Source organism: Vibrio sp. IB15 (genome assembly GCF_016406055.1).
In the GTDB taxonomy this organism is placed as follows: Bacteria; Pseudomonadota; Gammaproteobacteria; order Enterobacterales; family Vibrionaceae; genus Vibrio; species Vibrio chagasii.
In genome coordinates this window covers 1-26030 of record NZ_JAEFCE010000005.1, presented here as the reverse complement: position 1 = coordinate 26030, position 26030 = coordinate 1, and the positions used below count along the sequence as shown (strand labels likewise).

Annotated in this window: 36 protein-coding genes and 1 pseudogene; 33 read left to right on the top strand and 4 right to left on the bottom strand. The window is 45.4% G+C overall.

The genetic code is table 11. The features are described 5' to 3' along the window. Positions 1-158: 158 nt before the first annotated feature. A complete protein-coding gene (locus JC606_RS03025; protein WP_198777934.1) occupies positions 159-797 on the bottom strand; it encodes a phage repressor protein CI in 639 nt (212 codons plus the stop codon). Between the two features lie 202 nt (positions 798-999). On the opposite strand from JC606_RS03025, the gene JC606_RS03020 reads away from it, so the two are divergent. The 12 genes from JC606_RS03020 to JC606_RS02965 all read left to right on the top strand — a co-directional run bounded on the left by JC606_RS03020 (position 1000) and on the right by JC606_RS02965 (position 7187). Beyond that, a complete protein-coding gene (locus JC606_RS03020; RefSeq protein ID WP_017635465.1) occupies positions 1000-1200 on the top strand; it encodes a hypothetical protein in 201 nt (66 codons plus the stop codon). Further along, positions 1197-1343, top strand: coding sequence for a hypothetical protein (locus tag JC606_RS03015; RefSeq protein ID WP_198777932.1), 147 nt, complete (start codon positions 1197-1199; stop codon positions 1341-1343). Before JC606_RS03020 ends, JC606_RS03015 begins: the two co-directional genes overlap by 4 nt. 9 nt (positions 1344-1352) lie before the next feature. Beyond that, on the top strand, positions 1353-1892 hold the full coding sequence (locus JC606_RS03010) for a phage regulatory CII family protein (RefSeq protein ID WP_198777930.1): 540 nt from the start codon (positions 1353-1355) through the stop codon (positions 1890-1892). A gap of 34 nt (positions 1893-1926) precedes the next feature. Then, positions 1927-2277, top strand: a complete 351-nt coding sequence (locus JC606_RS03005) for a hypothetical protein (RefSeq protein WP_198777928.1) — start codon at positions 1927-1929, stop codon at positions 2275-2277. Positions 2278-2344: 67 nt separating this feature from the next. Continuing rightward, complete coding sequence (locus JC606_RS03000) at positions 2345-2638, top strand: hypothetical protein (RefSeq protein WP_198777926.1); 294 nt, start codon at positions 2345-2347, stop codon at positions 2636-2638. Beyond that, the gene (locus JC606_RS02995; RefSeq protein ID WP_198777924.1) at positions 2635-3084 is read left to right on the top strand and encodes a DUF3850 domain-containing protein; all 450 of its coding nucleotides are present in this window, start codon (positions 2635-2637) and stop codon (positions 3082-3084) included. Before JC606_RS03000 ends, JC606_RS02995 begins: the two co-directional genes overlap by 4 nt. Next, a complete protein-coding gene (locus JC606_RS02990) occupies positions 3081-3308 on the top strand; it encodes a hypothetical protein (protein ID WP_198777922.1) in 228 nt (75 codons plus the stop codon). The genes JC606_RS02995 and JC606_RS02990 overlap by 4 nt, the downstream gene beginning before the upstream one ends. Next, on the top strand, positions 3305-3490 hold the full coding sequence (locus JC606_RS02985; RefSeq protein ID WP_198777920.1) for a hypothetical protein: 186 nt from the start codon (positions 3305-3307) through the stop codon (positions 3488-3490). Before JC606_RS02990 ends, JC606_RS02985 begins: the two co-directional genes overlap by 4 nt. A 3-nt stretch (positions 3491-3493) precedes the next feature. Next, positions 3494-5620 (top strand): rolling circle replication-associated protein, encoded by a 2127-nt coding sequence (locus JC606_RS02980; RefSeq protein WP_233090058.1) that lies wholly within the window; start codon positions 3494-3496, stop codon positions 5618-5620. Between the two features lie 17 nt (positions 5621-5637). Further along, complete coding sequence (locus tag JC606_RS02975; RefSeq protein WP_198777918.1) at positions 5638-6072, top strand: hypothetical protein; 435 nt, start codon at positions 5638-5640, stop codon at positions 6070-6072. A 264-nt stretch (positions 6073-6336) separates the two neighbouring features. Further along, positions 6337-6771 (top strand): hypothetical protein, encoded by a 435-nt coding sequence (locus JC606_RS02970; RefSeq protein WP_198777916.1) that lies wholly within the window; start codon positions 6337-6339, stop codon positions 6769-6771. 239 nt (positions 6772-7010) lie between these two features. Further along, a complete protein-coding gene (locus JC606_RS02965) occupies positions 7011-7187 on the top strand; it encodes a hypothetical protein (protein WP_198777914.1) in 177 nt (58 codons plus the stop codon). On the opposite strand, the gene JC606_RS23580 is transcribed toward JC606_RS02965, so the two are convergent. From JC606_RS23580 to JC606_RS02950, 3 genes are all read right to left on the bottom strand, one after another. Then, on the bottom strand, positions 7188-7640 hold the full coding sequence (locus JC606_RS23580; RefSeq protein ID WP_198777912.1) for an ogr/Delta-like zinc finger family protein: 453 nt from the start codon (positions 7638-7640) through the stop codon (positions 7188-7190). Between the two features lie 65 nt (positions 7641-7705). Continuing rightward, on the bottom strand, positions 7706-8734 hold the full coding sequence (locus tag JC606_RS02955) for a phage portal protein (RefSeq protein WP_198777910.1): 1029 nt from the start codon (positions 8732-8734) through the stop codon (positions 7706-7708). Then, a complete protein-coding gene (locus JC606_RS02950) occupies positions 8731-10509 on the bottom strand; it encodes a terminase large subunit domain-containing protein (protein ID WP_198777908.1) in 1779 nt (592 codons plus the stop codon). Before JC606_RS02950 ends, JC606_RS02955 begins: the two co-directional genes overlap by 4 nt. Before the next feature lie 166 nt (positions 10510-10675). Here JC606_RS02950 and JC606_RS02945 point away from each other — a divergent pair, with 166 nt between their 5' ends. From JC606_RS02945 to JC606_RS23310, 21 genes and pseudogenes are all read left to right on the top strand, one after another. Beyond that, positions 10676-11539, top strand: a complete 864-nt coding sequence (locus tag JC606_RS02945) for a GPO family capsid scaffolding protein (protein WP_198777906.1) — start codon at positions 10676-10678, stop codon at positions 11537-11539. Then, positions 11540-12550, top strand: a complete 1011-nt coding sequence (locus JC606_RS02940; protein ID WP_198777904.1) for a phage major capsid protein, P2 family — start codon at positions 11540-11542, stop codon at positions 12548-12550. Between the two features lie 10 nt (positions 12551-12560). Then, complete coding sequence (gene gpM, locus JC606_RS02935) at positions 12561-13277, top strand: phage terminase small subunit (protein WP_198777902.1); 717 nt, start codon at positions 12561-12563, stop codon at positions 13275-13277. 123 nt (positions 13278-13400) lie between these two features. Next, entirely contained in the window at positions 13401-13820 is a 420-nt protein-coding gene (locus tag JC606_RS02930) for a head completion/stabilization protein (protein ID WP_198777900.1), read from the top strand. Beyond that, entirely contained in the window at positions 13817-14311 is a 495-nt protein-coding gene (locus JC606_RS02925) for a phage tail protein (protein ID WP_032551937.1), read from the top strand. The genes JC606_RS02930 and JC606_RS02925 overlap by 4 nt, the downstream gene beginning before the upstream one ends. After that, positions 14295-14951: a virion morphogenesis protein gene (locus JC606_RS02920; protein WP_102351177.1), complete on the top strand. Its 657-nt coding sequence runs from the start codon at positions 14295-14297 to the stop codon at positions 14949-14951. Before JC606_RS02925 ends, JC606_RS02920 begins: the two co-directional genes overlap by 17 nt. 15 nt (positions 14952-14966) lie before the next feature. After that, positions 14967-16088 carry a DUF2586 domain-containing protein gene (locus tag JC606_RS02915; RefSeq protein ID WP_198777898.1) on the top strand — a complete coding sequence of 374 codons (1122 nt, stop codon included), beginning with the start codon at positions 14967-14969 and terminating at the stop codon, positions 16086-16088. Positions 16089-16091: 3 nt separating this feature from the next. Beyond that, complete coding sequence (locus JC606_RS02910) at positions 16092-16547, top strand: phage protein (RefSeq protein WP_198777896.1); 456 nt, start codon at positions 16092-16094, stop codon at positions 16545-16547. A 12-nt stretch (positions 16548-16559) separates the two neighbouring features. After that, positions 16560-16778, top strand: a complete 219-nt coding sequence (locus JC606_RS02905; RefSeq protein ID WP_016791735.1) for a TraR/DksA C4-type zinc finger protein — start codon at positions 16560-16562, stop codon at positions 16776-16778. Beyond that, positions 16775-17197, top strand: coding sequence for a DUF5675 family protein (locus JC606_RS02900; protein WP_198777894.1), 423 nt, complete (start codon positions 16775-16777; stop codon positions 17195-17197). Before JC606_RS02905 ends, JC606_RS02900 begins: the two co-directional genes overlap by 4 nt. Positions 17198-17202: 5 nt before the next feature. Beyond that, entirely contained in the window at positions 17203-17724 is a 522-nt protein-coding gene (locus tag JC606_RS02895) for a hypothetical protein (protein ID WP_060641565.1), read from the top strand. Then, positions 17725-18003: a hypothetical protein gene (locus JC606_RS02890; RefSeq protein WP_016791732.1), complete on the top strand. Its 279-nt coding sequence runs from the start codon at positions 17725-17727 to the stop codon at positions 18001-18003. Then, positions 18000-18263: a putative phage tail assembly chaperone gene (locus tag JC606_RS02885; protein WP_016791731.1), complete on the top strand. Its 264-nt coding sequence runs from the start codon at positions 18000-18002 to the stop codon at positions 18261-18263. Before JC606_RS02890 ends, JC606_RS02885 begins: the two co-directional genes overlap by 4 nt. Positions 18264-18304: 41 nt before the next feature. Then, positions 18305-18448: a DUF6890 family protein gene (locus tag JC606_RS02880; RefSeq protein WP_016791730.1), complete on the top strand. Its 144-nt coding sequence runs from the start codon at positions 18305-18307 to the stop codon at positions 18446-18448. A gap of 25 nt (positions 18449-18473) precedes the next feature. Then, positions 18474-20456 carry a phage tail tape measure protein gene (locus JC606_RS02875; protein ID WP_198777892.1) on the top strand — a complete coding sequence of 661 codons (1983 nt, stop codon included), beginning with the start codon at positions 18474-18476 and terminating at the stop codon, positions 20454-20456. Further along, positions 20456-20803, top strand: coding sequence for a DUF2590 family protein (locus tag JC606_RS02870; protein ID WP_060641563.1), 348 nt, complete (start codon positions 20456-20458; stop codon positions 20801-20803). Before JC606_RS02875 ends, JC606_RS02870 begins: the two co-directional genes overlap by 1 nt. Beyond that, positions 20796-21983, top strand: coding sequence for a baseplate J/gp47 family protein (locus JC606_RS02865; RefSeq protein ID WP_198777891.1), 1188 nt, complete (start codon positions 20796-20798; stop codon positions 21981-21983). Before JC606_RS02870 ends, JC606_RS02865 begins: the two co-directional genes overlap by 8 nt. Next, positions 21970-22572 (top strand): phage tail protein, encoded by a 603-nt coding sequence (locus JC606_RS02860; RefSeq protein WP_198777889.1) that lies wholly within the window; start codon positions 21970-21972, stop codon positions 22570-22572. Before JC606_RS02865 ends, JC606_RS02860 begins: the two co-directional genes overlap by 14 nt. 13 nt (positions 22573-22585) lie before the next feature. Then, complete coding sequence (locus JC606_RS23315; protein WP_233090056.1) at positions 22586-25228, top strand: phage tail-collar fiber domain-containing protein; 2643 nt, start codon at positions 22586-22588, stop codon at positions 25226-25228. An 11-nt stretch (positions 25229-25239) separates the two neighbouring features. Then, positions 25240-25776 (top strand): baseplate complex protein, encoded by a 537-nt coding sequence (locus JC606_RS02850; protein ID WP_198777887.1) that lies wholly within the window; start codon positions 25240-25242, stop codon positions 25774-25776. Between the two features lie 13 nt (positions 25777-25789). Continuing rightward, a pseudogene (locus JC606_RS23310) lies at positions 25790-26030 on the top strand (hypothetical protein); the annotation flags it as partial.

The window sequence follows — 26030 nt, the reverse complement described above, 5'->3', positions numbered from 1 at the left end:
AGCCGTCAGTAAATTACACTTATTGCAGGCTATTTGCTCATAGTGAACCCGCCAGATACCAACACAACTTAAAAATTTTCATTTGCTAAAGATACCGATGAGAACAAAATGCAATTGGATATAAGTCTTTTCATATTTACCTCTAGCCAATGGACATTTTATTTCTTCCTCATTTCCATAGCGACACGGCCCAGCACCTTGATGTCATCCTCCGATACCTCAATCGTTGAAGTGTCAAACGCTATCGCTAATTTCTTACCAGGCAAACGTTGTAGGTAATTAATTGAGATTACGCCGTCGATCTCAATGAGGTAGTCACCAGATACGGGTTGTTTTTCGGCTTTATTGATATAGTGGTGAGCTTCACCTTTGTCGATGATGAGCAAATCCGCTTGGGCTAACCCAAAATCGTTAAGAGTAGAAAGACCCATTTCAATACTTCCAACTTCTGTTAGCTCACCATTGCCAATATTGAATTTCGTCAGGAGCCTAGTTGTTGGTGTTTGCTGATCAGCTATGCCGTTGAGGCTCGTCTCAGGTCTTCCGTTTGGAAATGCTTCTCCCTCACCCAAGGCAAGGTATTTTACTGATGCACCACTATGAAGATGCTCCCTAACTATTAGCTCGTGCGCAATTCGATCGTGGTGATGCCATGTAAAGATGGTCGACTTTGGGACTCCGTAGTAATCCGCTAGCAAGTCATAAGACTTACATCCCGTAACTTCTTTTAGCCTATCAGTAAATAAGCGACCAGTTTTGTATTCGAAAGGCGGTACCTTTGCCGGAACTCTGCTCATTTACGCACTCCTTAATCTTAAAAAGGTACGTGATTGTTAGATTTGTATCTTAAATAAAAGCCATTTTGTGTTCCTATAGGCTTAATTTCAAAAGAGACCTTTACTTTTTGTCAAAAGGGATCAACAATCACTTCAAATGAAATGACGCTTTCATATTGCACCATGCAGCGTCAAATAATCTCAAACAAGTAGGATATCACTTATGGCAACGCTACAAATAGCAATTGATGCGCCTATCTGCACAAAAAAAGAATTTTTACGTCGTACTGGCATGTCTTCATCTACGTTCGACCGCCAAAAAGAACTCGGCAACATTCCAGTAGTGCCGAAAGAAGCCTCCAAAGGACTCATCATGGTCAACATGGTGAAGTACATGGAAAAGCTAGCGGCGCAACAAGTATGAAGTTCGCTATCCCACCTAAAACTAAATTCACCCTGCAAGATGTAATGAGTGAGTCTTGGGAAGATAAATACCCGAACAAATGCCCAGTATGGCTAGAAGTAATTGGCTGGGCTTTCGTTTTCGTACCGTTTTTCTTCAATTGAGTATTAGTTATGGACGCAAATAACTCAATGTGTGTATTACGCGAACGCAAACAACAAGCTTTTGATGCAGCTTGTTGTGATTTTGTTGTCAATCACGATGTTGAAGCGATTGCCCGAAAGCTTGAGCTTAACGGCACAATGCTTCGCAACAAGCTGAACCCAAATCAACCGCATGTACTTAAGCCAGTTGAGTTGGCGTTAATCAGCCGCGTCTCTGGTGACTACTCAATCGTAAACACGTTATTTGCTAATGATGGTGTTGTAACCATTCCACTTCCAAAAAATGAAGACGGACTCAACTTGCTTGAAAGAGTTCTTCAGCTAAATGCCCACTCTGGTGAGCTTTCTAGCGATGCGTTAGCCATGTGCACCGCAGAGCGTTTACCGCGATCTACTAAACGCAAAACCCTAGCTAAGGCGCAAGCCGCTTTGGGCAATCTGGTTTTGCTTATCAATGACCTTGAACACCGCACCACAGGCCTGCAGCCACTAATGCAATTTGGCACAGATTTTCTGGCTAATGGTGCACCTATTCCGGGTTTAGCCTAAACAGCTTGAACCCGATTAAGAGGATATGAACACCATGAGTCAGTTAGCTAGACAACAAGAAATACAGCCCTCTTCATTTAAAGAAAGAGCGCCAAGCGCAGCAGATAGTATTGCAGCGTGTAAATCGCTTTTCGATAAAAGTGCAAAGCGTAGAAAGCTACGCGATATGTATAACGAAATGAATGATCGTAGCCGTGGCTTAATTCTGATTGCAGGTGGTATGCCACCAAAAGATTACAGCCGTGAGTTTGATTCATTCGATGACCTTGAGTTGCAAAAAGTCCGTTCTGGAATGCAGCTGCTTAAAGAGATGGTGATGAAGTTCGACCGCAAAGTGGGTGATGTCCGCCGCCTAAAACATTCCGATATCAGCAAAGTTATTTAACAGCCTAGCCAGCCATTTGCCCCTGTAACAGGGGGCTTTTTTTCGTCTTAGCGTAGGAGCATAGAAGATGAATAAAACCGTAGCCCAAGTCGCTATTGAGCGCGCAACTCTATCAACAATCAACAGCTTGTATGCATTAGCTATAGAAAGTGCAGACGTAATCAGTATTCGAATTGAGTATTCATCAAAAATGAAGCTCATGAATATTGTCATTTTTTCGGATACCACTACACACCATGCTCACAACGTGGTGCTTTTGGATAACGAAAATGCATTAGAAGATTTGTTGGCAGTGGAAGACAAGATCATCGAGCGAGTAGCACAGCTCCGCGACGAACAGGAAGCGGAGGAAGCAGCATGAGCATCACTACCCATGAATTAAAAATTCAATCAGTTCATTTCGCTGATGTTCTCGCCCACCGCAAAACACACGAAGTTCGAATCAATGCTCGTGATTACCAAACTGGTGATTGCTTAAACCTACGTGAGATTGATGCAAACGGTGAGTACACCGGGCAAGAAGCGAATGCCGAAGTTAGCCACGTTTTACACGGTGGTCAGTTTGGTATTGCAGAGGGTTGGTGTGTCCTTTCTTTAAGAAGTGGCACCAGTAAATCGGCATTGAACCTGATTTGTTTTTTACGTGATCGCCTTCAGGAAACGTGTGATTGCATTGATGCAAGCCACGACATTATCAAACAGTCAGGACATACAACTGCAGATGCAGAAATGACGGCTAATGATGCACGTGTATTTATTGATATGGCGAACCAATACCTAAATACGATTAAGGGCAACAACGCATGAACTATGTAGCAGTGGCACTTAACAATGGTGGCGGGGTGGTGCGCCATGATGAAACTAGTGAAGTGAAAAGTGTGTTACTTGGAGAGTTCGATTCCATAGAGCCTGCGATTAATACGGCTTGCGATTTGTTCAAGTGTCATCACGTTATGAATGGCGTGATTATTAAAGGTAACCATACGGGAGGTCACATGATTATGGATATACAGGATCTGGCAGCGCTATGAGTGAAGCACTAAAAGTTGCGGCTGAAGCGCCTGATTATATCGAAACATTATTAGTTGAAATGCTGCAAGGTGAGCACCCCGATAATGAAGTTCTGCTAGGTACTTTGCTATCTGGTGATGAGTCAATTCAAGTTCAATTGAAGGTTACTCGTAACCCCGCAGATTTTTTGGATGAGTGTTGATGCATGGAATTGAATGAACTCCTCTATAGCGTAGGGGCTGTGATGCCCCTCGACAAAATTCGCAGAAACGATGCCAGCTATAACGCTGGTTTTTTAGTATCCAAAATTTACACCAACCAAGAGCAAGCGCTTTTAGATTCCGGTTTAGTGAAGAAAATCCCGATTTACGATCGCGTTTTTAACCAGAAATCGAAGCGAGAAGTGGAGCTTAAGAAATCGACCGATCTCTTTAAAGCGCTCAATTATCGCACGGAACACGACCGCGAAGCGGCGGCGAGAATCGCCGAAGAAGCTAGGCTAGTCAAAGGGCGCAAAAGTCAGACAGAAAAATACAGGCATCGAATTGAGCGAAATCGTCGCACTCTGAGGCTTCTGGACAAGGTGGTGAATCCGTCAGAAGTGTTGCAAAGCCCAGAGTCGTATTTCAACCACGACTCGCTCTATGGCTCTACAGAGCGAAATCAGCCTGCTGTGCTGCGTGAAAAGGGGAGGGAAAACCGCTGTGAACCAAAAATACTCCCCACATCGGTACAACTGCAGCAACGTGAATGCTTTAACCAGTATCGAATTCAGCACATAACACAAACACCGGCGAGCAAAGCCCCTGTAGCAAACAGTGGTGATAGATACACAGACAAATTAACCAAGCGAGCCGTTACCCAGATTTTCGAAAGTGCCGCGTATTCAGCAATTTGCAATGATGGGTTCACTACGTTCCTCACGCTGACGTTTACCAAAGCTCAACGATTAGCGATTTTTGGCGGTATGGCCGATGAATCTGATCTCGGGCATCTTGGTGCACGGCATCCTATCCGCTATCGAAGAAACATGGTGACTTATGCGAGTAGCCCGGCTGAGAAACGAGTGGCGTTGCCGGTCATGGATATCGGTGGTCCTTATTCAACTGTCCCATTTGCCAATAGACCTCGGACTAAGTTGATGAATGGAGGTGGTGAGATAGCAGGTGATTACTGCCGCTTGGAAGACAAGCCGAAAGCTGAGTTTACTCTAGAGAAAACTATTGAAACCACCATGGGCAAAGAGGTGTCTCGGATTCTTGATGCGATGAAGAAGATGTATCAAAGAGGTTGGGTTGCGGATCATACTGTTCAAATTGATGCCGATAGCGGCCAGAAATATTGTGATTTAAAAGCTGAAAAAGTGCCGGCACATATTGGCAAGCCTAGTGACGTTGGCCCAACTAATAAAACGCTCGACTTTCATTACATTTGGGTCGCTGAGTGTCCTGCAAATGAGGATGGTGAACCCAACCCCCACGTACATGTTCTTTTAAAGTGGAATGTTGAACCTAGATTCTTTAGTGCCTGGGCAAAACGTCTAGAAAAAATTTGGGGGCACGGATTTGCAACGCTCGAGAGAATCAAAAAGCCAAAGGCTGCCGGCTCTTACATCATAAAGGCTGTGGGGTATGCCGCCAAAGGAGGGGATTCAACACAAGGGCTGATAAAGGGAAATCGTTACAGCATATCTAAATGCACACGAGCGCCAAAGTGGCAGTGCTTGGCATCGTTTGAAGCGGACAACATGACGGCAGTGATTAAAGAGCTTGGCTATAAGTTAGACCAGTGGAAAAAACCGTTAAAGCGCAGAATATCAAAGCTGAAGGTTGCAAAAGACCAAACGATTAAAGCCAAGGCGATAGCCATGAAACAAGGCAAACCGAAGTCACTGACAGACAAAATGCAGAGCCGAATTATTCGTTTGGAAAAACAGGCAGAAAAGGTAAATCAAGAAATCCGTGAACGTGGAGTGCATGCCTCCAGTGGGAACCGTTTCTCTGTGACGTTCGAAGGTGATGACTCAAAAACTAAAGTAGACGAATTCTTGTTCTGGGCTGCTGGTGCTCGTGGTTGGTCTATGGAGTGTAGAGATTTAGATTTAGCTGATCTCAAACAAGAGGCTGATACATATTACGAAAGTAGCTTTGTCCATCATCAGGAACGGCGAGCCTATTGGAAGGCAGTATTTGAAGATAGTCCCCCCGTTTTAGATGCTGATGACGACGAAAAAAGTTATTGGATGAACATTCAATTAGAATACGTAGATTACATTTGTAAGTCATTGTTATATAGTAAGAATGATATCCCTAGTAATTATTGGAACGGATAAAAAGGAGCTGGGATAACATGAAAAAGAACGATATCTTGCTAATTGGAATAGTTGTTACATTCTTGATTATTTGGGTTTGGATGTTTATGTATATACATAATAGCAAGGCACATTTTAAAAACATCGTCAATTTAAGTGAAGAGTCGACATACAAAATCGATAAACGTGCAGAGATGTTTGGTGTTGAGCCTGAAGGGCGTTTAGGCGACATGTTTGCTTGTTTAACAAAGTTCCGCCGGACATCACACAGAATACCATCAAAAGGCAGCTCCGGCGAAACAGGGATGCTATCAATGTATGTCGACGGCCGTTACAAAATAACTTCTTATATAGTGAACGGCGAAGTGTTAAGTGCAAGTCTGATGGAGTACGATAAAAATGGGAAATTTGTTTACGATAGTGGTAGTGTCACCCTTAATTGCGATATCAAATTACTGAATCGATTCGATTAAATGACTAAGAGTTAAGCCCAGCACTTTTTAGTATATCGATACCAAACCTACCGATTAAGCGTGCGTTATTCAAACTCACCAAGATGAATGTGCCCAGTGTTAGCATTTAGAAAAACGGTGTGAAGAGCTCTTAGCGGTTCTGCAATAAGTAACACTCACATGATTCAATACTCTCGGCGCTTATTGTCTTTATCGATTAGTAAGAAAGTGGATAACTAAACCAGAAAGAAATTCTTGGAACGGATAAAAAGGAGTTCAAATAACATGAAAAAGAACGATATCTTGCTGATTGGAATAAGTGTTCCAATAGTGATGTGTTCGTTTTGGATGTTTACGGATTCACATAATAGAATGGCACATTTTAAAGATATTGTTAATTTAAGTGAACAGTCGACATACAAAATCGATAAACGTGCAGAGATGTTTGGTGTTGAGCCTGAAGGGCGTTTAGGCGACATGTTTGCTTGTTTAACAAAGTTTCGCCGGACATCACACAGAATACCATCAAAAGGCAGCTCAGGCGAAACAGGGATGCTATCAATGTATGTCTATGGCCGTTACAAAATAATTTTTAATATACTGAATGGCGAAGCAGTTAGTGCGACTCTCATGAAGTACGATAAAAATAGAGTTCGTATTTTCGATAGTGGTAGTGTGGCCGTCAATTGCGATGTCAAATTACTGAATCGATTCGATTAAATGACTAAGAGTTAAGCCCAGCACTTTTTAGTGTATCGATACTAAACCTACCGATTAAGCGTGCGTTATTCAAACTCACCAAGATGAATGTGCCCAGTGTTAGCATTTGCCAGCGAGATTGGGAAAGCTTTAATACAGCAGCCTAGTAAAATGCTCGTATACCCACGTAAAAAATAATTAAATTTGTACACGTAAAACTACTGTATTAATATACAGTAAATCGTCAGTTGGGAGGCTAAATGTCTGAACTACATAACAATGCGGAGGCGTTTGTTTTATGCGCTTTGGCTGAGGATACAAGCGGGAACCACGAAGAAAACCAAGACATTGGCATGTTCTTAATTTCATTGATTCTTGCCCATAAAAAAGGACAGCTAAAAGCTGTCCATGTTACAGGGCCTGATTATGAGAGTTGATTAAAATAAAGCTAACTGCTCCTTTAAATGGTCTCGATGTCCAGGCTTTAACATCTTGATTAAGCAGTTCGCCAATTCATCGGTGTCTTTCGATGATGGACTTAGCGTGTGACAGAAATACAAAGACATAACAAACTTATGTTCACACGTTGGGTTCTTACACTCACAATACAAATCTGCACAGTCGTTCGATAAGCGGTTGGTTTTATTTATCACTGCCCGTTCGCCACAACCGCAAGTAATGCGACTACCAAATAAAGACGGCTTACTAGTCGCACCAATTCCGAAATGAAGCTTTGACTGTTTGAGTGAGTGGCGATAGCCGATAGAACTCACAAAGGTATGCCCACATTCTGGGTTAGAACAGGAACAAGATAAATCTGCGCAATTGGCATCTTTAGCGATGCTTCTACTTACAATCGCGCGTTCACCACATTTGCAATAAACTCGCATACATTGACCTAACTTAACTGACTGACAGCATAATATTACGCCAATTTCTGTGTTTTTGTACAGTGTTATGCTGTTGTTACCGTATCGGTATCAAACTTCAAATGTAGCCGTTTAGGGAGCTCTGGGTCGCTGTTCACTTCATCCATAATCAGTTCACAAACAGGAATAATTTCATCTTTGGCGTATTCGCTGCCAATCTTAATCGGGTCACCCAAACTGGTAGTGCCTTGAGGAATGATTCCTGCTTTACCTACCGGGAAGCGATGACCCACTAAAATATCTTGGGCGGTAATGTTTTTAATCCGCTCAAATTCATCCTTAGTGGCAATGTCACCAACCGGAATTAACTGAATACCTTTCTCTTTTCCGTTTGGAATGTTTACAAACATACTGCGGAAATTACCCACGCCCTTAGAGCTGGCAATGGTTTCCTTCATCTTCTTTTCGTCTTCTTCACTTAGGTTCGGATCAGAAGCGTAGAAGATAAAGCCCATATGAGCCCCGTTTTTGTAGTATCGGCGGCGAAATAGCGTGGCATCTTTATTTAATAAGCTGCTCTGAATGCTGCCTAAGTAATCGGGTAATCCATAAACTTGTTGTTGCGGGTCGTACTGAGGTAAGAAGATCAAATCCTCTCTGCGGTATTCTCGTTGTTGGTTGTCTCGCTCAAGAATAACGAAGTTGCCGTTTTTGCGTTTGCGTAAGTACATGCCCGGTAAAGGATGCAAGCGCACCACACGTTTAAAGCCATCACGGATTTTTAAGAAAGCGGCATCACCAAAGGTGAAGTAATCGCGGCAAAAGGCTTGAATGTGTCTGCGCCGAGTCGAACCACCTTGTTGAAATCGTCCTGCGACATAGTTGGCCCGGGCAATCAATAAAGAGCCATGATAGGCGTTGACTCTAGCAATGTCGGCTAATCCATTGCGCGAAATTGGCGGTTCCCAATAGTTATCGGAATCGTTGTAAAACAAATCTGAGTAGGAAGTCATCCAACTATTAGAGTCGATAGCTTCAGGGGCGGAGTCGATGTGGTAGACCGACTCGGATGCTTGTTCTTCTTGTTTGACTAAAGGTTCTTTTTGCTCGGTCATGCTGCGGTTGCCCAAGTTGATTTAGTTGGTGTTGAGTGATCTAACGGCTCATTAATAATGGCGTGAGAAATTGCCCAGAATGCATCGGCGTGGCCTGTGGTTTGGCTGCGCTCTGCTCTGAATGTCATCGCGTTGCCGCTGGCGGTCGGTACTCGCTTAATTGCCATGAATGCCATAGCAATATCTTTGTGCTCGGCATCAAATTGAAGTCGTTTGGCTTCTACAATGTCGATCATCTTCATCACAAGGCGGTTTTTGTTTTCGTTGCTGTAGTGGATTGCGTGAGCTTCGCGCGGGTATTTCTTAGAAATTAAGTCCCAAACACCGCCACCAATACCCGTGGTATCAACGCCAATGTAAGTGACTTTGTAACGCTGAAATACTTTGTCGATTTCCGAAACGTGATACTGGAAGTTGAGCCCTTTCCAATAGTGCTTTTCCAATACGCGGAATTTTTCACCCGCTACGGCAGGTGGTGCCACAACCACCAAGCAGGCATTGTCTCGGGTTCGGGATGGGTCATAACCTAACCAAACCTCTCTACGGGCAAAGGGTTGTTTATTGTTTGGTTTGAAGTCTTGCCAGTGGGCCGCGTCTACCATGCCTTTTTCAAGATCAGAGAACTTGAAGACAGAAAGCGAACCATCGACAAAAACACACATAAACAGGTTGTTGAAGTCGTCTTGGCTGTACTCTTCGCGCAGTTCGTCAATGTCGAATAGGTCACAACCACCATTAGCGGCATCTTCAATGGTGACAACATAACGCCACTGCTTATCGTCGCAGAGTCGGCCACCGTCGCGATATTCTTCAAAGGTTGGAAATTCAATCTTGGTGCGAGATTCTTTGCCTTTGCGCCACTGATCGCCTGTCCAAAATGGGTAAGCCTGGTGCATCTTCGATGATGGCGTAGAAAAGTAAGTTTTACGCCACTTCTTATGCGTAGCCATTGCTGAAGCGAGTTTGTTTAGCTCATCAAATTTGGGTATCCAGAAATATTCATCAACATAAACATGGCCGTTGTAGCTCTGGGCTGTTTTGCTATTAGTTGAAAGGAAACGTAGTTTTGCGCCGTTAGAAAGAATGATCGGGTTGCCGGTTAATTCGATGTCTAAAAACTCTTTACCAATGGCAATGATATAGCTGCGGAAAACTTCCGCTTGAGCGCGAGAAGCAGAAAGGAATAGTTGGTTATCGCCCGTTAGAATTGCATCTTCTAACGCTTCACCACTGAAATAGTAAGTCGCGCCGATTTGGCGTGATTTAAGGATGTTGCGAATACGCTGTTTAATATTGTTACGCATGACATGCTGATATTCGAACAGCGATTCATGCCAGCGTTTAAAGTCTTCTTCGGCCAGGTGCTCAATGCTGTTTTTCTTGCGGCTCTTTTTGCGATTGTTGCTACCGCTACGGCCTTGGCTAGCTGGTTCAGAACCATTAGCCTTCGAGCTGCCTTGCGAAAGCATGCGTTCAGCTTTGGCTTTTGCATCGGCATTCGCTTTTAGCAACTTAACGTGATGGTCTATGAGTTTATCCATCTCTTTAAGCTGCTGATCGGTTTTCTCGTCCTTATCAATTAACACAGCCAAACGACGGTTAATCATTTCTTCTACAGATAGTTCGTTCAGCACCAAAGCCCAGCCGAATTTCTCCGCCCAGGTATAAATGATGCGGTCGCTATTTAGGTTAAGTTGCGCCGCTATTTCTTTTGGAGGTAATCCGCGTAAATAAAGCTTTTTCGCGGCCTCTTTTATTTCGTCTGAATATGCCATAGCTGCATCATACGCCCCGAAAACTCTCAAATGACTAAGCAAAATTCGGATGACTTCGGATTTGGATAAAATCCGAATTTCTAGGAATTGAAGTGGCTGAAAGCAGTTATTCAAAGGCGTATTGTTTGCTCAAACAGAGATGTAAATAACTAACTTGAGAGCGCAAATGCCAAAAATTAGTGACTGGAAAATCATAGCGACAGAAGGGCCAACCGTAGACGGGCGCAAAATTACCCGTGAATGGCTAACTCAAATGGCGGAGAACTATTCGCTTGAGGAATACCCAGCATTGATTTGGCCAGAGCACCGTCGTTTTTATGGTTTCGGTGAAAACTGGGGCAAGGTAGTAGAGCTTAAAGCGGAAGAGAAAGACGGCAAAATGCGTTTGTTCGCAAAGCTTGAGCCTAACGATTACATGCTTGAAGCAAACCGTAAAAAGCAAAAGCTATTCACATCCATTGAACCAAACCCCGATTACAAGGGCGAAGGGCGTTGTTACTTAATGGGCCTAGCTGCGACTGACTCCCCAGCCTCCACAGGTACTTCGCTACTTCAATTCTCTCGTAAGCAAGGTGAAACAACCGAACTTAAATGCAGTGCACTTGAAGAAATCGACTTTTCAGCCTGTTTCACCAAGAAAGACCGCTTTTTTGCGGCATTCAATGAATTTTTCTCTTCTGGCGATGAAGTGCCAGAAACTCCATCAATAGACGAGGATACCGAAGTGACTGAAGAGCAACTTAAAGCAGCACTAAAAGAGCAGTTTTCTGTATTCAAAGGTGAGTTCAAAAAAGAACTGGCCGAAGAATTCAATCTCAATGCAGAAATCCCAGAAGAACCAGTAGAAGAACAAGAACAAAGCCAAGTGATCGAACAGTTCTCTGCCACTCTGGATAAAAAACTCAAACCGCTTCTTGAGAAAGTGGAGGGTCTCGAAACCCAGTTCAACAAACTTTCACAGGAAGCACCTGGCCAAGAGCCAAAGGGCGAAGGTGCTGATGACAAATTCTCAACCACGGAGATGATTTAAATGCTGAATGCAATATCAACCACCTATTTACTAGAGTTCTGCACAGCAACGCTATCAGCGGCAAACGCTCCACAGGGCACACAGACGTTTAACCTAACACCACCAATGGAAACTAAGCTGCGCCAAGCAATTATGCAGTCTGATGCGTTTCTTGGAATGGTTTCACTACTGCCTGTTCAACAAATTAAAGGCCAAGTGGTCGATGTGGGTGATGATGGCCTGTCTACAGGTCGCTCCGATACTGGGCGCTTTAGTGTTGAAGTGGGCCAAAGTGGTAATACCTACGAACTGACAAAAACCGATTCAGGCGCACACATTATGTGGGAAACCATGACTCAGTGGGCCAACTCAGGCTCAAAGAACGAATGGCTAACCATGATGAAAAACGCTATCTCTCGTCGCTTTGCCTTAGACATGCTGCGTATTGGTTTCAATGGTACATCTATCGCAGCCAAAACCGACCCAGTTGCCAATCCGCTAGGGCAAGATGTGAACAAGGGCTGGTTAAAACTGGTAAAAGAGAAAGCAGCAGCTCAAGTGCTAGCGTCAGCCGACCTTGATCCAACAGGTGCGACCCAAGGTTCATACAAAAACCTTGATTCGTTGGTGCAGGACTTAATCAATACAACCATTGCTCCAGAGCATCGCCAAGACCCTGATCTTGTTGTGTTGGTTGGCTCTGATTTGGTGGCGGCTGAACAACACCGTTTGCTTGAAGCAGCAGATAGCCCAACTGAGCACAAAGCGGCGCAAAGCCTAGCTAAGACGATTGCGGGTAAAAAGGCTTACACGCCTCCGTTCTTCCCTGCTAATCAAATTTGGGTAACCAATACAAAGAATCTGCAAATCCTTACACAAGAAGGGACGCAGTGGCGCAAGCAGAAGAACGATGAAGATGAGCTTCGCTTTAAGCAAAACCACATCCGCATGGAAGGTTATGCAGTGGGCAACCTTAAAAAGTTTGCTGCAATCGAAGCGGTCACAGTTGTTGACACTGCGGCAGCCGCGTAAGGGGTGAACAATGGTTAGTTCATTAGCAAGACAGCGCAAACAGATTCTTGAAAAGCAAGCTAACCAGTCTGCGCCAGAAACCGTCTCTGTTGCAGACACTAATAGCCTGCACATCAAGCTGATTGACTTCGAAGAAGACCGCAAGCATTTGCGCTCTTTCAATGCGATTGCTGATCGTGTCGAGCATAAGCGCAATGTCTTAGTCCCGAAATACAAGCCGTATGTTCAAAGTTACTTAGAAAGCGGTGAGCAGTTCGAAAACCCAATTTTTACCAACTTGGTGATCTGGCTATTCGATATTAAAGAGCTGGATACCGCGATTGAGTGGTGTATGACGGCAATCGAACGTGATTTGCCAACGCCAGAGAATTTCCGCCGTGACTGGCCGACATTCTGTGCTGATGAAGTACTGGCTTGGGCTGAAAACGAATCGGAACGTGGAAATTCAATTGAACCTTACTTCTCCAATGTGTTTGAGAAGATCGAAAAAGATTGGCGTTTACACGAAAAGGTTCACGCCAAATGGTTCAAGTTCGCAGGCTTATACCTGATTCGAAACGAAGAAGGCCAACCGCAAGCGACAGCAATCGGCAGCTTGGAAACGTTGGAAAAGGCTTTGGCTCTGCTTCAACACGCCCACGATAAGCACAGCAAAGTAGGTGTGGGTACCCAAATCAAGAAAATTGAACAACGTATTCGTGCCATTAAAGATGGCAAGAATCTGTAAAGACTCCTACGCCACCGCGCCTCGGCTGGTGAGGTAAGAGAAGCCAATAGGCTAACTCGATACCGTCGACCCAGTGGCTAGAGGCGCATTTATTTACTTACGTTGAAAAACAAGGGAATCGTGATGAGCTTTGGTGGAAAAGTTAACAGTGCAGCCAATACCGCCATACCTGGTGAAGGTTGGCCGGATTTATCAACCGATGAATTCCGCAAGCTGCGCCGTATTCCCCATACGTTTGATAACGATTCTATGGCTTCAGCCGTGATCATTGCAGCTTTGAATATTCAGCAGCGGCTTGAAAGCCTGCTAGTTGATGGCAATCCGCCTGTGCTGAGTGCCGCTAAAACGGCGGTATATAAACGCGCGGTTTATGGTTTGGCCCACGCTGACTTATTGCCAGAGTTCGCCACGCAAGACCGCCGCAAAGAAGGTGAAAGCGTAGCGACAGATGAACCAGAACAAGAGGCACGCTTTGTCACCCAAAGCAATCAAGATGTGCGTTTGTTACTTGGCCGTAGTGCCAATGGGATTGCTTCGATATGAGCGAAACAGCTTACAACAAAACTAAGCTGGAGCACTTAACGGATTACATCGTTAGCCACCTAAACAGCAATGTGCTTGATAACAAAATTGATGCTTGGCAAGAGAACGGCTCGATAGTGCCAAGCGGTGAAGACCGTGGAAACGATGGCTATATCGCCTGTTATTGGAAATACAACGCGGTGGTGTCGGTGGAGGAGTTTCCTCACCAGTTATTAGACCCACGTTGTTTGTTAGCTCTGGTTGCCTGTTGGTTAAGCGACCATGAAGAAGACCGAAACGAACAGGAGCTAGAAGACCCAACTTTATCGGTGGATGTGATCAGCAATGAAGTCGCTGATGTGAGCATAGAGCTTGAGCTGATGGAGCCTATCGAGCTGGTACCAGATTCAGAAGCCGGAATGATTACTTGGCGCGGAATTAAATACCGAGTTCAAGCCGTAGAGATTTACACCGCAGAAGAAGCGGAGTTGGTGAATGAAACCGACGATTAGTGCGAATAAAAGGGATGTGCTCAACATGCAAGAAAAGCTTGCCATGTTAGCACTACCACCCAAAAAGCGAGTTTGGATACTGAAAACCCTTGGCCGTTGGGAAAAGACCAATACACGTAAACGCATTCAGCAACAGAAAGATATTCACGGGCAAGCATTAGAGCCCAAAAAAGGGAAGAAGCGCGGCAAAGTGATGCGCCGTATGGCGAAGGGATTAACCCCTTATGTACGAAACGCCAACATGCTCGACCTAACTTGGAGCAACAAGCTCACCGCAAGAATTGCAGCCAGGCATCACGTTGGTCAAAAGCAAAAAATGACCAAGCGCCAAATGCAAAAGCGATGGGGAACACCAGACTACTCCGCGCCTTGCTCTAAAGGGCAAGCGCGAAAGCTAAGGGAGCTGGGTTACACGGTACCGAGAAAAAGCGGCAAAGGACGGAAAAAGCCAAGCCTTCGCCTATTGATGGAAACCGTTAACCATGGGCAAGCAGGGCAAATTATCCGAGAGCTGAGCAATCAGCCCAATGTCACAGCTTGGGATATCCCATTAGCAGAGCGCCAGATATTAGGCAGTAACGAACGCGAAGTAACCCGCCAACTCATAAAGATCTTTGAGCAGGCCAAGACGCGAACATAAGCGAGGAAATAACCAATGGCAACCGGAAAGGTAGGGGTAAATAACCTCAATTTAGGGCAAGGCGGGATTCCAGAGATTGAACGCCACCTGCTCTACATCGGGCGAACGGATAAAGCCGAACTGCAAGGCAAAGTTACCCGTGTGAACAACATGACCAACCTTGATGAGGTGGTCGCTGATGATGCGCTAGGCGCAAACGTAAAAGCCGCACAGCTTAATGGTAAACAAAACTGGACGGGTGCCATCTTCGGTTTGGCTGACGGTGACTCTTGGGAAGACGCTGTAGATACTGCCAACCTTACCGACTCTTTCGAAGGTATTTGTATTGTTGATGTTGTGGCCGACAAAGCCGAGTTCACAGCAATGCAAGACAAAGCAACAGAGCTAACGAGCAAACTTGGTCGTTGGGTGTTCTTCCTTGCTGCGTGTGCTGGTATTGATGCAGATACCCAAACGTGGTCGGACTATGAAACCGCCATGCTAGCCCTAGTGAAAGATGTGGCAGCAAATATGGTAACGCCAGTGCCAATGCTTAACGGCAATAATGTCGGTGTGCTTGGTGGTCGCTTATGTGATCGCGCTGTCACAATAGCCGATAGCCCAATGCGAGTCGCAACGGGAAGCCTATTAGGTCTTGGTGAAATGCCAGTGGATTGCGCAGGTAAACCACTTGAAATGAGCACTATTTCAGCACTAGCCGACGCACGTTATTCACTGCCCCAGTGGTACGCCGATATGGAAGGTGTTTACTGGACAGATGCCACAACGCTGGAAGCGAAAGGCGGAGACTATCAATACCTTGAATATGTTCGCCCCGTTCACAAGCTAAATCGCCGCGTTCGAATTAAAGCGATTCGTCGTATTGCTGACCGCATTCTTAATTCAACTCCACCAAGTATCGAGCTCAACCGCACTTACTTCAGTAAAGACATGCGCGACATGTCGAAGACCACTGAGATTGGCGGCATTCCGTTCCCTGGTGAAATCATGCCACCACGCGATGAAGATGTGTCAATTCAGTGGATGAGCAAAACCAAAGTCAACATTGGCTTAATGGTTCGTCCTCACAACTGCCCGAAACACATTGTGGTCAACATTGGGCTTGATCTCTCTAACCCTGCAGATTCGGAGGCGTAACCAATGAGCATGCGTATTTCTGGCAAGAACATGCATTTTTCAATGGGCGACTACAAGCTAAAAGCGCAAAAAGTCACCCTATCTATTACCGACAATTCCGCCGTGAACAAAACCTCTGGTGTGCCAGATGGTTATGTCGATGGTGATGTAGAAGCAAGTGGTGAAATGGAGCTCACCACGCAGCAGTTTAACCAAATGAGCAAGGCCGCAAAACAAGCCGGTTCTTGGCGTGGCCTGCCTGCCTTTGACGCGCTGTTCTACGGCAAGATTGATAAAGATGAGCTGAAAGTAGAAGCCTTTGGTTGTCGAATCAAAATCTCTGATTTGCTCGATGTTGATTCCAATGGTGGTAGCGCACTGGTTCACAAACTGCCGTTTGAAGTAACAAGCCCAGACTTTGTGAATATTAACGGTGTTCCGTACTTGCGCTCAGATGAAACCGAAGACTTGGTGCAGTAAGAAGGGGGCGTGATGTCTGATGTTATCGACCATGCCAGTGGCCTTGAAACCCAATTCACAGAAGTGGCGCTTGCCAACCAACTGGCAAGGGCTAAGCGAATTGAACAACGAGAAAGCGCACAGGAATGCGGCGAATGTGGCGACCCAATACCCGAAGAACGCCGCCAGAAAGTACCAGGGTGCCAATACTGCACCCAGTGCCAAAGCAACATAGAGAGATTTAAGCGATGAAGCATTTGGTTTTAAAGCGCCGTTACTTTCCCCACGGTACCTATTCAACATTACACCGTGCCGATGGTAGTCAGGTTTGTTGTGTTGTTGAGCGACCTTGGCAGAACAACGCGCCATCTAAGTCCTGTATTCCAGAAGGTAGCTACACGCTTTTTCCTCATAAATCGCCAAAGTTTGGTGAGTGCTATGCATTGGAAAGCAAAGACCTTGGTGTGACTCGACAAGGGCCAAGCCTACGAACTCATATTTTGATTCACAAAGCGAATTCGCCTAAGCAGCTTCAAGGTTGTTTGGCTCCTGGTGTGGATTTTGGTTTTGTGGGTGGTGAATGGGCAGTGATGAACTCAACCGCTGCATTTAACAACCTGATGGTAGAGCTTGGCGGAGAGCCAGCAAGCCTAACAATTCTAAAGGACTGATTGATATGTGGGAAAAAGTTAAATCACTTATTGGTTCGGCTGCACCATTGGTTGGCACCTTAATTGGTGGCCCAGCAGGGGGCGCGGTAGGTGGATTAGTTGCTAATGCCCTTGATGTTGAAAATACGCCAGAAGCTATTGAACAGGCGTTGGTCAATGACACTGAAGCATTGTTCAAACTGCGTCAATTGGAGAAAGAGCACGAGCAAGAGCTTAAACGTCTCTCCATTGAAGAAGGTCGTTTAGCTTTGGAAGCCAAACGAGCCAATTTAGCAGATACACAGCATGCACGTGAGCAGCATAAAGATCACTGGATGCCAAGCCTTTTAGCTTTGTTGCTTTGTGCCATGGTCGCTGGAATGTTTGCCGCTTTGTTCTTCGGTGAACCATCGAAAGAGTATGCCCAAGTGCTGATCATGATTTCCGGTACCGTACTAGGTGCGTTTGGTACAGGGGTAGCTTTTTGGTTGGGTAGCAGCAAAGGCAGTGCGGATAAAAGTAAAAAACTGAATTTGCAAGGGGGCTAGATGGAAGATTGGCGCGTGTTGCTGGGATTGGGAGGCTTCCTGTTAACGCTGATCGGTTTTGTGTACACCCGCGCTGAGAAATCCGCAGCCACAACCCGAGATCTCGAACAGCGGACTCACAAAAACGAGCTGGCAATTGCCAACCAACGTGCGGATGTTGCAGAGAAATACGCCACCAAGCATGAGCTACGGGAAGCCGTAGACGATTTGAAAGATTCAATTAATGGACGGTTCGACCGTTTGGAAAACAAGTTAGATAAAGAGCGAGAAGTAGCATGACAAAACCTATTGTTTTAACCGTTGGTACGACAGACCTTGAATTCAACCCAACGCCAGCTGAGTACGACGAAGCACAAAATACCATCTTGCAAGGTGATGCGAGCAGCGCAGCACATAACTTCTTGATGAGCAGCGTTAGTGAAGGTTCAAAAGACGCACTGCGTGAAATTACTAAGCAGAACCCAGGTGCAGCAACGCAAATTTACGGTGTCGTTCTTAAAGAGTACGCGCCTAAGCTTTCCATCTCGGTAAAAAAATAGATGGGCTTGTCGCTGCCATTGATAGTAGCGACAGGCAAAAAATGTATGCGTGGCGGCGAAAGTGGCTACCTAATGAACCGGATACTGAGCAGAACCTTGCCTACGCGATTTGGTTAGAGAAGAACCATTGGGAAAACATGCAAGCCGTCACCGCTAGCGGTGTAGCCAAAGCCTTTGGCGGTTAACCACTAAGCAAATAGAGAATTGTTGATGTTACCAGAAGCACTCAGATTTCAAGTTGGATTAATTGACCAGATTTCAAAACCTCTGGGCAATATTCAACGACAAATGACCGATGTCACCAACACCTATCGCCAAGGCACTCATACCATGGTGGCAGGTGCGGCAGGCATGGTGGGGGCTGGTTTCGCATTACAACAAGCCTTGATGCCTGCCATTGAAATGGACCGAAAGCTAGGTGAAGTTAAATCACTTGGTGTTGCTGATGATCAGCTGCAAACCCTAGCTCAAACAGCGATGAAGTTTTCCGTCGAATATGGCAAGTCAGCCACTGAGTTTGTGGATTCAAGTTACAAAATTCAATCAGCGATTTCGTCTCTGAAAGGCAATGAACTTTCAGAGCTTACCCATATTTCTGGCGTCATGGCAGCTGCCACAAAAGCAGATACTGAGACCATTACAGGTTACATGGGGCAGATGCACAAAATCTTTAACGATGATGTTGTGCAAATGGGTAATGTCGCATGGGCACAAAAACTTGCAGGCCAAACAGCAACTGTTGTGAAAATGTTCAATACGGAAGGTAAGGAAATGGCCGCAGCCTTTCAGAACTTTCAGAGCATTGGTACGAAAAACAATATTGCGATGGAAGAGCAGTTCGCAGTGTTGGGTACGTTGCAAGCTATAACTCAATCGGGTTCTAGGGCTGGTACACAGTACTCTTCTTTCCTTCAAGGTGTAGCTAAAGCTCAAGGCAAGTTTGGTAATAAAGTTGCCTTTCAAAACCAAGATGGAAGCATGAAGTCTGTAATAGACATCATGGGGCAATTGAAAACTCTGTATGGGGATACCCTCGAACTTTCAGAACAGGCTGAGCTAAAAGAAGCATTTGGAGGCCAGCAAGCAGTTAATTTCATTATGAATATGATGAATGAAACTGATGGACTAAATAAGTCAATCAAGCAACTGCAAGACGTATCGGGGCTGAAAGAAGCGAGAGACATGGCGCACACCATGACCGACCAGTGGGAACGACTCGAACAAGGCGTGTTTGCAGTTCGGACGGCTTTTGGTGCAGCGTTGCTGCCTGCTCTATTACCAGTGGTTTCAAACCTAGCCGATGGCGCGATGGAAATTATTCGATGGACTGAGATTTTTCCCAACATCACGAAATATGTGGGATATACCGCTGTTGCCATGTTGGGGTTGGTTGCAGCAGGTGGCCTACTTACTGTAGTTGCGGGAGCGTTAAGTATCTTAATGAGCCCAATCACGCTGATAGTTACGGGAATTGGTTTAGCTATTGGTGCTGTTGTGGGGTTGATCGTTTATTGGGACAAAGTAAAGGCTGCGTTCGGAGACACCGCGATGTTTCAGGCGTTGGAAAATGGAGTTGCAATGCTGCGAGGTTCCTTTGGCTTTTTGTATCAAGCAATTGAACCTCTATTTCCATTATTTAAGTGGGTAGGCGTTGCGCTTTTTGAAGTGATAAAAGTTTTAGCAGAGGTCGGAATTGGAGTGTTCTCTAACTTGATCACCGGAGGAATCCAATTTGTTTCCTATGTTCTTACCGCAATCGTGTCAGGCGTATCTCTCGTTATAAGTGTGTTCAGTAAGTTATTCCAATTTCTATCTGCCGGTTGGCAATGGGTGGTGAGTGGCTTCACCGATACCAGTGGATTTGCTTTCATTGGGCAAATGGCCGACTCGATGCGCAACATCTTTGGAAGCGTATTTAGCTGGTTCACCGATCAGTTAGCGGGTATCTGGGAAAACTTGAAAGGGCTCGTTGATTCGCTACCAGGTTTCGGCAGTGATGATGAAACGGCTCCGGTGAAATCTAAGTCAGTCCAAAGCGCAACACCTTACGCACAAGTTCAACCAGGTGGCGCGGCCAAGAATATTGCCAACTACCAAACAAGCTCAAACGTGTATCACGTTGGTGGTATTCACCCGACTTACATGAACAGCGTGGCTGATTTTGATAACGAAATGATGATGGCGGCAGGCTAATGGCGGATTACCTCTATCAAGACATCCTAATTGAAAACGGTGACGTGGTACTCGATGCAGGCCGAAACCCTGTATTGATTCAAGACCGAGCAGTGATCGCTCAAGACATTAAACACGCCATCATTGAAAGCAATTTAGCGGTCGATCTCATTGCAGAGCGCAGCCCATCAAAGAAAGCGGATATTCGCACCAAGTTGGAATTGTTGGTTGAAGAAGATGTTCGCCTAGTGCCGGGAACTGTGAGATTAGAAGAACCGACAGAAGGCACGATTTATGTTTTCGCCACGACTGCAGACTTTGGCGACGTAACTCTTGATATAACAACTTCGGAGACAACCAATGTCTGATATTCCTAAGCCAGATTACGCCGAGCTGGTAAAGCAATCCGGTATTCCTACCGATGCAGCCAGTTGGAAAAAAGTGCTGAAAGAGGAAATGGAAAAGGAAGAGTGCATTATCTCTAACGACTCGCTTTTCTCCCCGTTCTGGCGCTTGATTGAATCGGCAGTGGTACAAGTGACCTTGTGGCTCATCAATACATTATTGGTGGGTTACGTTCTACCGAACATGTTTGTTGCAACCGCTGTAGACCAATGGCTAGACCTACTTGCATGGCAGTGCAAACTCACTCGTAAAGAAGCAACTAAAGCCAAAGGTTTGATCGCCTTCCAACGTGCAGCCGCAAAAGGGCCAGCGCTAGTCATTCCAAAAGATACGTGGATTCAGACCGAGCCCATTAACGGCAATATCTACCGCGTTCGTGTGCTAGCTGATACTACGCTGCCAGAAAACGAAACGATGATCATGGCGGAAGTGGAAGCAGAGAGTGAAGGTGCAGCCTACAACCTTGGCGAAGGGTATTACCATATTTTGCCGACTGCGATACCAGGCATTGCAGCAGCAACGAACCCAGCCGAGTGGCTAACCGCTGCAGGTGCAGATAAAGAAAGCAACGATGAACTTCGCTTGCGTATCCGCAATCAGTGGAGCGCGGTTGCTAAATGGCACATTGATGCGGCTTACCGCTCACTGTTAACGAGTCGTGCAGGTATTAACGATGACAACGTGTATTTCGAGCATAACGCACCACGTGGGCCAGGTACTGCCAATTCCTACATTTTGCTTGATACGGGTGAACCATCACCAGAAATGCTTGTTGATTTGAATGCCTATATTCGTGAGCAAGGGCAACACGGCCATGGTGATGATCTGCAGGTGATGGCGATGCCAGAAACACAAGCCAATATTGTTTGCCGCGTGTGGCCGATTCGCTCACTCACGATGGATGAGCGCACCCAGTTGAAAGCAGCAGTTGAGAAGTTCATTGGTGCGGCATTCCGCGAGAACACCGATTATTCGCCAACAGTAACCAATCCGGTATTGCGCTTTAGTTTCTCCAAGTTGGGCCAAGAGCTACACGGTCAGTTTGCACAGATTGAATCACTCGAATTTGATAACGCCGACATCATTAACAACCTAACCGTGCCACGCATCCAGACGTTGGAGGTATCCATTGAAAATACCTGAGATAAACCTTCGTTACTGGATGGGTAGAGGCGAACTCGCTAAGTTCGCCCGAGCCATGCGCAAGTATTGGGAGCATGTGAAAGCTGCGTTTGAGATGCCGCTGCAACAACATGACCCACTCACCGCGCCAATGGCTTTGGTCAATATCCTGGCTTGGCAACGTGGTGTAGTAAAGCTCGGCCAAGAGCCCGAAGAACTGTTTCGAATCCGTGTGGCTCATGCTTACGGGTTTTCTCGTGATGCAGGTTCGGTGTCTGGTTGGGAAGACATGTTCGATAAGCTTGGTTATCCGCACATTGCTCAAGATGAAAGGTTAGTGAATGTCGATTGGGATGTGATCAGCCTGAAAATTCGAGACGGTGATTTAACCAACGTCCCGAAGTTATTAGACACAGTCGTACGTCAATACGGGCGTACCTGTCGCCGTTATCAATACACCAGTTATGTCGAAATGCCGTTGGCCGCGCGAAGCAAGAATGTCGAAGCGCAATATTCAGCGTCACACGTTAAGACACGACTAAACGTTGGTATGTTACCGAGTGTGCTCAATGTCGATTGTGAATATTACCAAGCCACAGTGAAGGGCTAAGGAATCAATAAAAATGGCAAATACCACCGATAAGTCAATTTTAACCGCCGCAGGTAAAGCACTGTTGGCGCAACTCAATGCCGAAGAAAAGCCGCTGATCATCGACAAGATGATTTTTGCCAATGTGCCGAATCGCCCAGAGTTCCCACAGCCAGATGATGTGGTACCCACTGATCATGTTGTTCACCAAGAAGGTGTCGAACAGCGTGGTCGCCTCTCTGCAGACTCGGTAATTTACAGCACGACATTGACCAGTGACGTTGGCCCATTCGAATTTAACTGGACAGGTGCGTACTGCTCTGAATATGGCGTATTGGTCACAATCGACCATCATGCATTAACACCAAAGTCAGCCGACGAACCAGGTGTTGCAGGTAATACCTTGGTGCGCTCTGTCGTACTTGAGTACAAAGACATTGCTGAAATCACCAACATCACCGTGGACGCTTCATCATGGCAGTACAACGCAACGCCACGCATGAAGAAAATGGACGATGATGCCGCCCAAGCCATCATCGACCAGAACGGCAAAGATTGGTTTATCGAAGACGGTTTCTTGGTAACGCCTCAAGCGAGCGCGTTCAACATCAAGGCGGGTGCCGGCTATGTGTCGGGCAACCGTGTCACGCTCGAATTTGATCGCAATGTTCAGGTACCTAACAAGCCATCATTCATCTACGTAGACGCACACCGCGAAGGAACGCCAATAGGTGAGCAAGTCACCCTGTTAGATTTCGTTATTACTGCAGAAGAGAAAGACGACTACATCGATGCCAATGGCGTGAAGCACTTTGTTTGTAAGATAGCTCAAGTGTTGGCTGATGGTTCGGTTAGTGATTTGCGGCCAGAGGGTGAGAGCGCGAGTCGAAATTGGACTCAGCAAAATACAGTTATCTCTGTAGATACGTTTGCAGATGCTTTCAATAGTAGAATTAAGGCTAAACGCCTCAGAACGAATTACCATACAAACTTTGGTACAGGCGCATCTGAGTATTTATATATTGATACGGATACAACGAAAAAGTCTCAAGGTGATGAGTATGAATTTTGGAATGAATCCGGACATCATTATAGACTTAACCATAACCGAACAGTTTCAATCGAGCAGTTCGGTGCCGTAGATGATAGTGACATTATGCCTGTTTTGGCTAAAGTGCTGCCGTTATTTAAACAGGGCGTATTGCGGATTAAGTCAGAGGGCGGCGATTATCGTTTGGCGCCAGGTAATGTCACAGTTGAAGACTTTTCATCATCAGAGCTTGACTTTAGAAAGGCTAATTTACGGATTGATGAAAGCTTAGACAAATCATCAAGGATCTCATTTGTTAATCCTACTTCTTTAGAAATAAAACTTAATGAAGTGGATTATGAAGGGAAATTTTCACACCGTCTGTTTTATATTTCCAACCCTCTTCGTTTGCGTGTCAGGGTTTACGATGAGATAAAAAATGCATGTTACCCATCACCAGATTATGTCGTAGACAATTTGTCAGCGTTTATGATTGTTGGTGGTGGTGTTGATATTCGTATCAAGTTCACTGAGTTCTTCAATATGTACCATAAAAATTATGATGGTACTTTGGTTGATCGTGCAGGAACAGGCGGTGAGCATTTAGGACGCTGTATCAGCGTTCACAAAACCCAAGGCGTTGCCTCTAAACGCTTGAAACTGTCAGGTGGTGCAGTCACAGAATGTCGAACTCCGTTTGTTTTTGATGGTTGTGACAATCTGACGGCTAACTCTATTGATTTCACTCAGTTAAGCGATAATGCCATTTATGACCTTGGTTGTAATAATACCGTTTATGATGACATGACTTTTGTTGACTGCCAGGACGAAGGTATTGTTTTCAATGGCGTAAATAAAAAGTTCACATCTTTGCGTTTTTACAACGTAATAAATAAATGTATGGCCATTAGTGGCTCGATTAAGGCTGTCGTTGTTGATAATTGCTCGTTCCGAGCGAATGTTGGAGATATGCCGCTTAATGCGATTAAGACGAGGGTTGAAGTTGAGGCTCAGTCATCTGATCTGACTGTATCAAATTGCTATTTTGAGGGGCGAATAGACTATGCGGTCAACTACCTTAAAAATATCGATAAAATCTCATTTAACAATAAGTGCAGGTTTAAAATTGAAGACAATACCAACGGTAGAGTAATTGCTACATTTGGCAATGTGAATTTACTTGAAATTGGTAACTGTGATTTTGATATAACAGGTTCGGTGAGTCACTATCAAGCGGTGCAAGTGACAGGTAGTACGAAGCTTCGTACTTACGATAATGAAGGCCTACTTGAGAGCTACCTAAGCTATCCTGATGGCGCAAAATTACCCGTTGAGTTTAGAGATAAGAATAATGTAGACCCATCATTGTTCACTACGGTTGAAGAACATAAAGGGAACATGCATCTCGTAGCTCCAATTACTGACGGTCTTGAAGGGCGTGGATATGCAATATCTTTTGCGTTTGATGCTAACGTAAATAGCCATGATGAAATCAAGACAGGTGGTTTCCTTCGTGTAGTCAAATCTGACTCAAATAATGTTGAGGCAGACTGTCGGTTTGAGTTTTGGTCAGCGAAAAGTGATAAAACGGGGTACCAGTTAATAGGTGTAATCGACAACGCAAACCCATTGTTGCCACAATCATAATTGGATGAATGATGCTAACCCTAAACGGAACTCAACTCCCACTAAAGAACTTACGCATTAGCGTTCGTCAGCAATTGGCTGGACAAGACATGTCCGGCCAAACTTCGGCGACCGACCAAGCGGAGACGGGCAGCAAGGGCAAAATACTCACGGTGAAAGGGGTGGTCCCTTTTACCAAAAGCCAGCTATTAACCAATCTGTTCAGCATGGCAGAAGCACAAGACAACGATGCTCGCCAAATCTACCGCATCAGTAACAAAACGGCAGAAGCCTTGAAAATTCGCCAGGTAAAATTTCAAGGCGCTGTTCGTGCAGATGAGCAAGATTCTCACAGGCAATGGAGCGTTTCATTTGAACTGGTAGAGCATCTTTCGGTACCAGAACGAGTCGAACAACGCCAACCTGACAAACCTGCCGCACAGCAAAAAGTGCAGGGCGTAAAAACGTCCGTTGAAACCGGACAAACCGAAGACATGCCACCCGATACACAAGTGGAACTGACAGGTGTGATGAAAGTGCTGAAAAGCGTGGATAACGCACTGGCGTAAACGAGGGTTAACTATGACCATTAACAATAAGTTTCTTTGCCGTGCGTATGTGGGCAAGCATAAAACCAAAGTCAAAAGTCACCGCATCGTTTTCAGTCACAATACACCGGGTCGATGTGAGCTGTCGGTTGCAGGTAACCCAGAGCCCAACACGCTCATTGCAATTGATTTAGGATGGGGGGATGACATAACGCGCGTCTTTCTTGGTTACATCGAGCGCGTACAACCTTCTGAAAAAGGGTGGTCAACCGTGT